We start from the raw sequence: 12,210 nt of genomic DNA on the forward strand, positions 1-12,210 counted from the left end.
ATAGGGTAGCCCGATAGTCAAGAGGAGATTTGCCATATGAATAATAATATGTACTTTACCACAGGAGAATTTGCAAGAATAACGGGAGTGACCAAACACACACTTTTTCATTATGACGACATCGGCCTGTTTTCGCCGGAGATAAAACAGGATAACGGGTATCGTTACTATTCGGTCGGCCAGCTGGAGGTTTTTGATGTAATCTGGACATTAAAAGAACTCGACATGCCTTTAGCGGCAATAAAAGAGTATCTCGCGGCTAGAAGCCCACAGGCATTTGCAGACCTTCTGGAACACGAAGAAAAAAGTATTGAACAGAAGATCAGACAATTGAAGGAAACAAGGAGATGGCTGCGCACGAAATCCGCACTTACCAGAGAAGCCATACAGAAAGATGTGGATGTAATTGAAAAGGCCGAAGTTCCGGAGCAGTATTATATAGAAGCTTTTTGTGAATTGAATGATGGAAAAGAGTTCGCCGTTCGTATCAGTGAACTTGTGAATTATTGCGATGACCTCGGGATAAAGAGCCCGTACAGTCTGGGCTACATCCAGAAACGTGAAAATATTTCCCAGGGGATTTACAACGATTATCATACATTCTATATGTTGTTTGATACACCGCCTAAAAAAGCGGTATATCAGATCAAACCGGCAGGGACATATCTGTTCGCATATTTCAGGGGGCACTGGGAGGATATCGGTTCAGCTTACGTAAGGCTCATGGACTTCGCAGAGGAGAATAATCTGGAGCTTGATGACTATTATTATGAGGATAACCTCCTGGATGAATTGACTACAGTGGGATGTGACAATTATCTGATGCGTATTGCAGCACGCATTATAAGACAGGCCTGAAGCAAAACAGCCCGGCTGTTCCGCATGAGCGGAAATGCCGGGCTGCTGGTGATTATATGGCAGTCTAAAAGATATCAGCAGCAATTGTCAGTTCATCCAGTGCAGTAAGGTCTGCCTCAGGAATCTCGTAAACATTATTATTTCCTTTGTTAACATGCATAGTTACGGTCTGTGCTTCCCCGTAGTTAATACCTGCATCTATAGAAGCCCTTAAAATATTATAGTAAATCTCAAATACTTTATTTTGCATTTCTTGTTCGGAAGGTGTTTCGCCTCCGTTTATTATATCATTACTAACCTGAGTAGTATATTCTTCCGTTTTTGTCATGAATTCTTCGTAGGTATCCTGCAGATTGGTAATTGGTTCGACAGAAACATCTACTGTAAAGTTGCCCTTTTTATCCGGGACAGCCTCTCCGACAGTATACTTCACATTTTTGGCAAGATCTTCAAAGAATTCTTTGTAACTCGCCTGCAGTTCTTCGGAAAGATTTAACGCTGCAAACTCCTCCATGATTTGCTCCATATTATCTAAGAATACAGCTTCAGCCTCTTCTTTTGATGAATTGGTAAGCTTCATATACTGCTCAGTCTCGCCTTTGTAGCATACATCCAGTACTGCTTTCGTATATCCACTGGCATCAAATTTTCTTGCGCATCCACTCAGCATCATAACTGCCATTGACAAAATTAGAATGGACACAATTCCTCTTTTCTTGTTCATTCAATTTCCCTCCTCATTTCGTATGTCAGGTTTGCCGGATTATAGTGCCGGCAGGAATATAAACCTGTTAATGGTATTATACCATCCCTATGCAGACAAAGATAGTTAATTAATTGACACGGGGAAATTTTTAACGCAGAAGGTTACAACCTCCGCCTAACAGAGGTGTATTGCTTGGACATTAACGAAAGCAGGCACGATTGGTTGTGCAAAATTAACAAAATAGTGAATAGAAAAATGTACTAAATGCCATAGTAAAGAAAAAAGAATGAAAGCACTTTCAGATGAAATCAGGTCTATTGAAATTAAAAACAAGCAGGCCTATACTGGTAACAGATCGAGCAAGGAGGATGAGAAATATGAACGAACGAGTAGAACAGCTGAGAGGAAAATTAATCGTATCCTGTCAGGCACTTCCTCATGAGCCCCTCCACTCTTCCTTTATTATGGGAAGAATGGCACTGGCGGCAAAGGAAGGCGGGGCATCCGGAATCAGGGCGAATACAAAAGAAGACATCGCCGAGATACAGACGCAGGTAGACCTTCCGGTTATCGGAATTGTAAAAAGGGATTACGAAGACTGTAAAGTGTATATTACACCGACAATGAAAGAGATTGATGAGCTCATGGAAGTGAAACCGGAGATCATCGCTATGGATGCGACGATTGATAAACGCCCCGGAGGGGTGAGTCTGGATGAATTTTTTGTACAGGTAAAGGAAAAATATCCGGAACAACTTTTTATGGCGGACTGCTCCACTGTGGAAGAGGCGCTTCACGCGGATGAGCTTGGATTTGATTTTATCGGCACAACGATGGTTGGTTATACGGACCAAAGCAGGGACTATAAGATAGAAAAAAATGATTTCGAAATACTTCGCAAAATCGTAGCCAATGTAAAGCATCCGGTCATTGCGGAAGGCAATATCAATACACCGGAAAAGGCAAAACGGGTGATTGAACTGGGGGCATTTTCCGTGGTAGTAGGTTCAATCATTACCAGACCGCAGCTGATTACGAAGCCATTTGCGGATGCGTTAAAATAACGGACATTTTCACAAGAATGTAAGCAGAAGGATGCATCACACAACGGGACGGTGCAAGGAGACAGGTGCATATAAAAAGGGTAACTATATGGCCGCATATTCTATATAAAAGAAAAGGAGAATTTATCATGAGAAATCTGGACAAGTACAAAGGAGTTATCCCGGCGTTCTACGCATGCTATGACAAAGAGAGGAATATAAGCCCGAATGGAGTACAGGCGCTGACACGCTATTTTATTGACAAAGGGGTAAAAGGCGTGTATGTGAACGGGTCTTCAGGGGAATGTATCTATCAGAGCGTTGAGGATAAAAAGATCGTTCTGGAAAATGTGATGAAAGAGGCAAAAGGGAAATTGACTGTAATCGCACACGTTGCCTGTAATAACACCGCGGACAGCAAAGTGCTGGCGGCTCACGCAGAAAGTCTTGGCGTGGATGCTATCGCGGCAATCCCACCGATCTACTTCCATCTGCCTGAGTATGCGATTGCAGAGTACTGGAACGACATCAGCTCGGCAGCACCGAACACAGACTTTGTGATCTATAACATTCCCCAGCTCGCAGGTGTTGCACTGACTATGAATCTGTTTGCAGAGATGAGAAAGAACCCGAGGGTGATCGGCGTAAAGAACTCTTCCATGCCGGTGCAGGATATCCAGATGTTCAAGGATGCAGGCGGAGAGGATTATGTGATCTTTAACGGACCGGACGAGCAGTTCATGAGTGGACGAGTGATAGGGGCCGAGGGAGCAATTGGTGGAACTTATGGAGCAATGCCGGAATTATTCCTGAAACTGGATGCTTTCGTAAGAGCAGGAAAAATGGAAGAGGCAAGAGAACTACAGTATGCAGTCAATGCGATCATTTATAAAATGTGTTCTGCACACGGCAATATGTACGGTGTAATTAAAGCAATTTTAAAGATCAATGAAGGACTTGAACTGGGCGGAGTGCGCAAGCCACTTCCGGGCCTTACTGAATCAGACATGGCAGTCGTAGAAGAAGCTGCAAAGATGATCACAGATGCAAAAGCAAAATATTAGGAGGAAGAAAATATGCAGGGCTTTACAGTCATTGATCTTGTAATACTGATTGTATATCTGGCAGCAGTATTATTTGCCGGACTTCATTTCGCGAAAAAGGATATGAAGGGAAAAGAATTCTTTAAGGGCGACGGGACGGTGCCGTGGTGGGTCACTTCCGTATCCATATTTGCCACATTATTGAGCCCGATTTCATTTCTGTCACTGGCAGGGAACTCCTATGCTGGGACATGGATTATGTGGTTTGCACAGTTAGGCATGCTTCTTGCTATCCCTCTGACAATTAAGTTTTTCCTTCCGATTTACAGCAAACTGGATATCGACACGGCTTACCATTATCTGGAGCTGCGTTTCGGGAGCAAGGGACTGCGTGTACTTGGTGCGGTGATGTTTATCATCTATCAGGTGGGACGTATGTCAATTATCATGTATCTGCCGTGTATGGTACTTTCAAACCTGATGGGCATTAATGTAAATATCCTGATCATCATCATGGGAATTATTGCAATTATATATTCATATACAGGCGGTTTGAAGTCCGTGCTCTGGACAGACTTCATACAGGGTTCCGTGCTGCTGATCGGTGTATCGTTCGCGCTGATTTTCCTTCTTGCACATATCGATGGCGGGATCGGGGCAATCTTCGGTGCCTTTGCCGCAGACCATAAATTCCTTGCAGCAGACCAGCCGGTATTTGATATCAATATCTTAAAAGACAGCGTATTTATCCTGATTGTGGGCGCCGGATTCAATACAATGGGCTCCTATGTATCAAGCCAGGATATTGTACAGCGTTTTACAACAACAACGGATACAAAGAAACTGAATAAAATGATGCTGACAAACGGAGCATTATCTATTTTTATTGCAACTGTATTCTACCTGATCGGTACCGGACTGTATGTGTTCTACCAGCAGAACGCACTTCCGCCGGCAGCAGCCCAGGACCAGATTTTTGCATCCTACATTGCTTTCGAGCTTCCGGTAGGTGTTACAGGACTTTTGCTGGCAGCCATCTACGCGGCGTCGCAGTCTACACTGTCAACGGGGCTGAATTCGGTAGCATCCAGCTGGACACTGGATATCCAGTCCCGCCTGACCAAAAAGGAACTGAGCTTTGAAAAGCAGACAAAGATAGGGCAGTACGTATCTCTGATTGTAGGTATTTTCGCAATCGTGATCGCAATGGTACTCGCAAACGGTGGAGTAAAATCGGCATATGAGTGGTTCAACGGATTCATGGGTCTCGTACTCGGTATCCTTGTCGGAACATTTATACTCGGTGCATTTACAAAAATTGCAAATACCTTCGGTGCTACGCTGGCATTCATCGCGGCATCTGCTGTTATGATCGGTATTAAGTACTTTGCACCAGCCGGAAGCGTTACTATCTGGTCATACTCACTGATCTCAATTGCAGTATCTCTTGTTGTAGGAATTCCTGCGAGCCTGATCTGGAGGAAAGTAAAGGGTGATACTTCTGTACCGGCTCCAAATACAACTATCTTTAAAAATTAATCTATTGTAAAATAAAAAGAAGGGAGCAGAATTATGATTTTTGGAAACATCCGTAATTTAAGCGAGTACAGCTTTCTGGACAGCCAGATTCAGGAATGCTTTGCCTATGCAAAGGAACATGATCTGATTTCATTTGAAAAAGGATCTCATGAAATAGACGGAGACAGATTGTTTGTAAATATCGTGGAATATACGACAACGACGCCGGAAGATCGTTTCTGGGAGGCACACAGAGAGTATCTGGACATCCATGTCATGCTGGACGGGCCTGAACAGATCGATGTGAACTTCATTGAAAATATGAAGGAAGAAGAGTTCCAGCCAGAAAAGGATTTCCTTCCTCTTCAGGGCGGGGCAAACGGCCATGTTGTGCTGGATGCAGGGGATTTTCTGGTCTGTTATCCACATGACGCACACCGCACGGCTGTGAAGGTGGATGAGCCCAAGTTAATTAAGAAGGCGATCTTTAAAGTAAAGATCCAGTAATTGTAAAATAGTAAAAAAGGTCAGGCACCTGTTCAGCGGGTGTCTGGCCTGTTCAGGTATGAAGGGAGTTTCGGACATGGCATTGCAGAAAGCAGACAAAGAAACTGCGGTGGAGAAATATATAAGCATAGATATCGGCGGCACAGCTATAAAATACGGAATTATAAATGAAAACGGTCGGATATTGGAACGCAGGGAAATGCGGACAGAGGCGGAAAAGGGCGGCCCGGCTATTCTGGAAAAGGCGGTCGGTATCGTAAATGAACTAAAAGGACGTGACGCGCAGGAAGCAGGTGAAATCAGTGGAATCTGTATTTCTACGGCGGGAATGGTTGATACAGAAAAAGGCGAGATCTTCTATGCTGCACCGCTGATCCCTAACTATGCGGGCACAAAGTTTAAGGCAGTGATGGAGAAGAAATTCGGGATTCCGTGTGAAGTGGAAAATGATGTGAACTGTGCAGGACTTGCAGAGAGCATGTCCGGTTCAGCCAGGAACAGCTCAAGCACACTGATGCTGACGATAGGGACTGGGATAGGAGGCTGTATTGTACTGGATAACAAAGTTTTCCACGGTTTTAGCAACAGTGCGTGCGAAGTGGGATATATGCATATGTTTGACAGTGACTTCCAGACTCTCGGGGCGGCCAGCATTTTGTCAAAGAAAGTAGCCGAACGAAAAGGCGAACCACTGCAAAAGTGGAGTGGTTACCATATATTTGAAGAAGCAAAAGCAGGAGATGAGACATGCATTCAGGCGATCGCGGAGATGGTGGACATCCTCGGGAGGGGCATCGCAAATATCTGTTATGTACTGAATCCGCAGACTGTAGTGCTCGGCGGCGGGATCATGGCCCAGGAAGAATATCTGAAAGGAAAGATTCAGGGGGCAGTCGCGGGCTATCTTGTTCCGAGCATAGCACGCTGTACAACGATCACGTTTGCGAAGCATAGAAATGATGCGGGAATGCTTGGGGCATTCTACCATTTTATGGAGAAGCATGGTAAAATGTAAGCTCTCAGGCAATGTATCGAAGAAGCATGGGTAAATACAGGAGAAGATGAGGACCGGTGAGTGATGGAATATTATGTAAAGTCCGTAGTACCGATTATTGAATCAAATTATGATAATTTTACAACTGTAGAAAAAAACATCGCCGATTTTTTCATTCAGAACAGGAAGAAGATGGATTTTTCGGCAAAGGCTATTGCGGAGCAGCTCTTTGTCTCGGAGGCGTCGCTGTCCCGTTTTGCGAAGAAATGTGGTTACAGGGGCTACCGCGAATTTGTTTACCAGTATGAAGAAACTTTTGTTGAGAAACCGGAGTCTATTACCGGGAATACGAGGATGGTGCTCAATGTCTATCAGGAACTTCTGAATAAGACATACAGCCTTGTGGATGAGGGACAGATCGCCAGAATCAGCCGCTATCTGAATCAGGCCGCAAGAGTGTTCGTATGTGGGATGGGCAGTTCCGGTCTGGCGGCAAGGGAAATGAAACTGAGGTTTATGAGGATCGGAGTGGATATTGATTCCATACAGGACAGTGACCTGATGCGTATGCAGGCCGTGTTTCAGAACCAGACATGCCTGGTGTTCGGGATCAGTATCAGCGGTGAGAAGGAGGAAGTGCTTTATCTGCTAAAAGAGGCACATAAGAGAAAGGCACGTACCGTGATGGTGACTGCCAGGAATAAGGAAATGCTGGAAGAGTTCTGTGATGAAGTGCTACTTCTGCCATCGCTTCGTCATCTGAATCACGGGAATGTCATCTCTCCGCAGTTTCCGGTGCTTATTATGCTGGATATTATTTATTCCTACTTTCTGGAACAGAATAAGTATGAGAAGGAAACCCTGCATGATAATACACTGCGGGCGCTGCGGGAGCGGGAAGAAAAAGAACGGTATCTGGGAGAGTGAGGAAAACGCCGTCCGGGTATCTATCTGTCCAGAACGGCGTACTTACCGGTAATACTACAGTTTTTCGATCTTACAGATATGCAGGATATCTCCGTCTACATAGAACCTCACGTTCATGCCGGCGTATTTCATCCCATAGATGCGGTCTGGATCGCTTTGATAGGATGGACGCGGGTCCTGGGCAAGAACTGCCAGCAAGGAGTCGAGGTGCTGCGCGGGAATTTCCTTAAGACAGCGGGGAGGACAGTCCACCTCAAGCCGGTAATCCTTATGCAGACTGCCGAATCCCCCCAGGGCATCCGGGTGGCTGTCAACATAAGGAAGATAAGGCTTGATGTCGTAGATGGGTGTGCCGTCCAGCAGGTCGGCTCCTGTAATATGGAGAATGACGCCCCGGTCACTGGTATGTTCCATTCCGGTGAGGCGGACACAGGAGAGTCCAAGTGGATTGGGACGAAACGGAGAACGGGTCGCGAATACGCCCATGCGCTGGTTGCCGCCCAGTCTGGGAGGGCGCACGGTGGGTGACCAGCCATCACGGACCGATTCTGAAAACCCCCAGATGAGCCATATATGGGAATATTCCTCAAGGCCCCTTAAGGCGTCAGGGGTGCGGTAGTCCGGCTCGAACAGGATGTCGGCTTTTAGCTCTTCTATCAGCCCGCTCTGCCGTGGAATCCCGAATTTTTCAGGAAAGTCACTACGTATATGGGCAATCGTTTTCAGGGTAAAGGGTGATTCCATTTTCTATTACTCACTTTCTGTTTTTTTAGACATCTTCAGACGCGGGAGGCTTCTCATCCTCCAGTGTAAATTCTATATCAGGCAGCAGCTCGAAGTAGAAGTCCGAAAACTTTTTCGCCAGCGCCTGTATGCAGAAATTTTGTACGATCTTGAATCTGCGGATAGAGACTTCATCCCGGTCAAAGGTAATATAGACGCTGATCCACAGTTTGCGTCCGGTACGGACAATATCATAATATAGCTTTTCATAACCGTAGGCTTCCAGAATAGGCTCTACGGTTTCTTTGATTTCATCTACTGTTTCCTCTTCCGGGGGCAGCAGGAATAAGTCTCTCAACCCGGTAATGACCGCTTTGACCGGAGTCGGAATCATGCAGATGGACAGAACTACAGTAATGATCTGGTCGAGATAAGGGATAATGCCTTTTAAAGGTCCGAAGGGAATGACAACCGGAAGAAAGAATGCAACCGCCATGCCGAGGGAGGCCACGCTGTCAAGCTGCCAGCCGTGCATCTCCATCTCGACTAAGTGGGAATTCATGACTTCATTTTTCCTGTGCAGATACACTGATACTGCAACACCTAAGACACAGGCAGCCAGTTCAAACCACGCGATCGTCCCGAAGGAAACAGTCCGCCCGCCGTGCAGCATGATATCAATGTTATTAAAGATCAGTCCGATCGTTACGGCCGCCATAGTCACACCTTTGACAACGACAAACATAGACTCTATCTGCATATAGCCGAAAGGATGCTTTTCATTGGAAGGTTTGTAGAGGAGCGGTATCAGAAAGATGGATGGCAGCAGCATGACGAACTCCACGCCGTCATAGACTGCATCCAGCAGAACCGCCTGGGAACTTGTATAAACTGCCATGATAAGTTCCAGAATAACAAAAAGCATATTGCCATACAGCGAAACAGTCATAGCCGATTTTTCCTTTTTCTGAGCCTTGCTGCCCACGTGCATAAATAAAACCTCCTAATGGGCCGGTGGTTGTCCTGTGGGGAGAGTTCCGGCCTTTTAACCATTATTTTACGACAAAAGCACGTAGTTGACAAGCCGTCTGTATTTTACTGGTATACTTTCGTCCCGGAAGGGATAGAAAGCTAAACTAAGATTCCTGAAAATTATTTGCGTCCATAAGGATACTATAGTATAATTTAAGGAAAATGAATGAATCGAGGTTTATCATGGACAATAATTTTCAAATTCAAGTGAAGAAGCTGCAGAAGCTTGAAACTACATATGTCGCATTCAGCCAGGGGACGAGAATGCCGTTCATTACCTGCGATGAGGAAACTTTTAATGACCAGGTGTGGATTTTTACTACGGAGGATAAGGCAAAAGAGTTTGGCGAGAAACGCAGGGATGAGGAGAAGGACCTGCTGATGATTGTGCGTCTGGAGAATAAGCAGCTGCTAGGTTTTTACAGCGGACTGTATCTGGTTGGGGTTAACGAGATTGTATTTGTGGAAGAGGAGATGACGACGAAGATTCCGCTGGACAAGCTGGTTGTACAGCCTGATTATTCTAAGCTGCCAAAGGAAAAGCAGCCGTTAGTAAACCCGCAGATGCATCTGACAGGCCTGTATTTTATGCAGGAGCTGCTTCGGGCAAAGCCGAACAATGAGAAGCCGAAACTGCCGGAGCTGGAAGAGGAGATGGTCGTGAACCTGATCCGTTCCAGATTCTTTATGGCGATCGAGGTACAGGGGGAAAAGCCGGATAAAGATGGCTCCAACATCAAGCTCCCATGTGTGAAGAATAAGGAAGGAAAGATGTTCCAGCCGATTTTCACAGACTATAATGAATTCCAGAAGTTTAATACAGAAGGAAAGTTTAAGGCTAATATGGTGGACTTTGTAAATATTCAGAAGGTTCTGGGAAATAATGTAGAAGGGATTGTTGTAAATCCGCAGGGGATGAACACTGTGATTGCTAAGAACATCATTCCGAATCTGCTGAACAGGTTCTCAAAAGGTTAGAGCGTGTTTGATAATTCATTTGGGACAATCAGCCGTATACATGATTTATCAAATACGCTCTAGAGTTTCAAGTTAATTTCGTTCATAGGGGAGCTTCACATGCGGTGGTTTCGCAGGTGAAGCTCTTTTTACCAAATGGGGAGGTCTGGTCATGGAACGTATTTATATAGTAGAAGACGAAGCACGCCTCAGGGATGAACTTTGCAGCGTGCTGGAAAAGAATGGGTATGAGTGCATTGCAGCAAAAGAATTTGACCGGGTGGCAGAGGATATTCTGCGGGAGGCGCCGGATCTGGTACTGCTGGATCTGAGCCTTCCGGTTCATGATGGGTTTTATATCTGCAGGCGTATCAGAGAGGCTTCTAATATACCAATTATTGTTGTTACAAGCTCGAACAGCGACATGGATGAACTGATGAGCCTGAACCAGGGGGCAGATGATTTTATCACGAAGCCATATAATATCCATATTCTTCTGGCCCATATATCCGCGGTGCTGCTTCGGACAAATGGACATAAAAACAGCCTTACATTGTCACATCTGGGGCTGACACTGGATATTGGAAAGAGCCGGGCATCCTATAAAGGAAATTATGTGGAGCTTACAAAAAATGAACTGGGGATACTGAAGAATTTGATGGATCATAAAGGGACGATTGTCAGCCGTGATGAATTGATCAGAGAATTGTGGGAGATGGAAGAATTTGTGGAGGAGGGCACATTGAATGTCAACATCAACCGTCTTCGAAAGAAGCTTGCAGACATGGGATTGAATGACTATCTGAAAACAAAACGGGGACAGGGGTATATTATATGAAATTTTCACGCTATTGTCAGGATAAATGGGTACCAATCTTTATATTTGCCGTGATTTTGTTTGCCGGATGGGGGCTGCTTCTGTTGATAGAGACACCCATTGCAGTGACCTGTGTGATAGAGGGATTCTATCTGGCAGGTCTTTTGCTTTTGTTCCTGCATGACTTTTTTTCCAGAAAAGAGTTCTATGATAAGCTTTTAGAATATGCAGAGGATGTGGATGAGATTGCATATCTCTCGGAACTGATAACGGAACCTTCTTTTCAGGAAGGACAAATTTTGTATTATATTTTGCAGAAAGATGAGAAATATATGAATGACAGGGCTGCGAGTCAGGAAGCGGAACTTCAGGAGTATAAGGATTATGTAGAGATGTGGGTGCATGAGATTAAAACCCCCATTGCAGTGTCCAGACTGATCATGGAGAACCACTGGGATGAGGTGACGCGGAGTCTTTCCGGCGAGATGAACCGGATAGAAAAGTTTATTGACCAGATGCTGTATTACAGTAAAAGCAGCAGCCTGCAGGATGACTATATGATACGTGCCGTGTCTCTGAAAGAATTGGTGATGAGCAGTGTGAAGGAACATGCGGCAGATATGATTGCCGAGAAAGTAACGCCAAAATTCGAGGGGCTCGATATCATGGTACTTACGGATTTGAAGTGGATGAGGTTTGTATTGGGACAGATCATTTCCAACGGGGTGAAGTATCATTCCAAGGAGCGGAAACCGCAGCTTGTTTTTTCGGCTGTCAGAGTAGGGCGAAAGGTATGCCTGTCTATTTCGGATAACGGGATCGGAATGCCGCCGGAAGATGTGGAGCGGGTATTCCGCAAAGGTTTCACCGGAAGCAATGGGCGGGAATATACAAAGTCGACCGGTATTGGGCTTTATTTGTGCGATATCTTATGCAGGAAACTTGGGACAAAACTGTCACTTACCTCGGTGAAAGGGGAAGGTACGGTTGTTTCCCTTGAATTCCTGACGGCTGGTGAGGAAGGGATGAAAAATATTACAAAAATGTAATCTTGCTGTTATGTAATGAAGTAGCAGTGCCCTTTT

The 12,210-nt window shown here is 45.2% G+C and carries 13 protein-coding genes; 10 read left to right on the top strand and 3 right to left on the bottom strand.

What is annotated here, in order from left to right:
- Positions 1-36: 36 nt before the first annotated feature.
- Positions 37-858 carry a MerR family transcriptional regulator gene (locus DWX43_RS00170; RefSeq protein ID WP_118618040.1) on the top strand — a complete coding sequence of 274 codons (822 nt, stop codon included), beginning with the start codon at positions 37-39 and terminating at the stop codon, positions 856-858.
- Between the two features lie 64 nt (positions 859-922).
- Here DWX43_RS00170 and DWX43_RS00175 read toward each other — a convergent pair whose 3' ends face one another.
- Positions 923-1,582 carry a hypothetical protein gene (locus DWX43_RS00175; RefSeq protein WP_118618042.1) on the bottom strand — a complete coding sequence of 220 codons (660 nt, stop codon included), beginning with the start codon at positions 1,580-1,582 and terminating at the stop codon, positions 923-925.
- A gap of 359 nt (positions 1,583-1,941) precedes the next feature.
- On the opposite strand from DWX43_RS00175, the gene DWX43_RS00180 reads away from it, so the two are divergent.
- The 6 genes from DWX43_RS00180 to DWX43_RS00205 all read left to right on the top strand — a co-directional run bounded on the left by DWX43_RS00180 (position 1,942) and on the right by DWX43_RS00205 (position 7,596).
- Positions 1,942-2,628, top strand: coding sequence for an N-acetylmannosamine-6-phosphate 2-epimerase (locus DWX43_RS00180; RefSeq protein ID WP_118618044.1), 687 nt, complete (start codon positions 1,942-1,944; stop codon positions 2,626-2,628).
- A 128-nt stretch (positions 2,629-2,756) separates the two neighbouring features.
- Positions 2,757-3,671: a dihydrodipicolinate synthase family protein gene (locus DWX43_RS00185; protein ID WP_118618046.1), complete on the top strand. Its 915-nt coding sequence runs from the start codon at positions 2,757-2,759 to the stop codon at positions 3,669-3,671.
- A 12-nt stretch (positions 3,672-3,683) separates the two neighbouring features.
- Complete coding sequence (locus DWX43_RS00190; protein WP_118618048.1) at positions 3,684-5,189, top strand: sodium:solute symporter; 1,506 nt, start codon at positions 3,684-3,686, stop codon at positions 5,187-5,189.
- A 33-nt stretch (positions 5,190-5,222) separates the two neighbouring features.
- Positions 5,223-5,675, top strand: coding sequence for a YhcH/YjgK/YiaL family protein (locus DWX43_RS00195; protein ID WP_118618050.1), 453 nt, complete (start codon positions 5,223-5,225; stop codon positions 5,673-5,675).
- 76 nt (positions 5,676-5,751) lie between these two features.
- A complete protein-coding gene (locus DWX43_RS00200) occupies positions 5,752-6,690 on the top strand; it encodes an ROK family protein (protein ID WP_330582206.1) in 939 nt (312 codons plus the stop codon).
- Positions 6,691-6,753: 63 nt separating this feature from the next.
- Positions 6,754-7,596: a MurR/RpiR family transcriptional regulator gene (locus DWX43_RS00205; protein ID WP_118618052.1), complete on the top strand. Its 843-nt coding sequence runs from the start codon at positions 6,754-6,756 to the stop codon at positions 7,594-7,596.
- Between the two features lie 54 nt (positions 7,597-7,650).
- On the opposite strand, the gene tsaA is transcribed toward DWX43_RS00205, so the two are convergent.
- Both tsaA and DWX43_RS00215 read right to left on the bottom strand, forming a co-directional pair.
- Complete coding sequence (gene tsaA, locus DWX43_RS00210) at positions 7,651-8,340, bottom strand: tRNA (N6-threonylcarbamoyladenosine(37)-N6)-methyltransferase TrmO (protein ID WP_109732935.1); 690 nt, start codon at positions 8,338-8,340, stop codon at positions 7,651-7,653.
- Between the two features lie 25 nt (positions 8,341-8,365).
- Complete coding sequence (locus DWX43_RS00215) at positions 8,366-9,310, bottom strand: cation transporter (protein WP_118618054.1); 945 nt, start codon at positions 9,308-9,310, stop codon at positions 8,366-8,368.
- Between the two features lie 224 nt (positions 9,311-9,534).
- On the opposite strand from DWX43_RS00215, the gene DWX43_RS00220 reads away from it, so the two are divergent.
- From DWX43_RS00220 to DWX43_RS00230, 3 genes are all read left to right on the top strand, one after another.
- On the top strand, positions 9,535-10,329 hold the full coding sequence (locus tag DWX43_RS00220; protein ID WP_109732938.1) for an SseB family protein: 795 nt from the start codon (positions 9,535-9,537) through the stop codon (positions 10,327-10,329).
- Positions 10,330-10,480: 151 nt separating this feature from the next.
- Positions 10,481-11,146: a response regulator transcription factor gene (locus DWX43_RS00225; RefSeq protein WP_109732939.1), complete on the top strand. Its 666-nt coding sequence runs from the start codon at positions 10,481-10,483 to the stop codon at positions 11,144-11,146.
- A complete protein-coding gene (locus tag DWX43_RS00230) occupies positions 11,143-12,174 on the top strand; it encodes an ATP-binding protein (RefSeq protein WP_118618056.1) in 1,032 nt (343 codons plus the stop codon). The genes DWX43_RS00225 and DWX43_RS00230 overlap by 4 nt, the downstream gene beginning before the upstream one ends.
- Positions 12,175-12,210 lie beyond the last annotated feature (36 nt).

Origin of the sequence: Clostridium sp. AF19-22AC (genome assembly GCF_003479085.1) — a bacterium.
Classification (GTDB): Bacteria; Bacillota; Clostridia; order Lachnospirales; family Lachnospiraceae; genus Faecalicatena_A; species Faecalicatena_A orotica.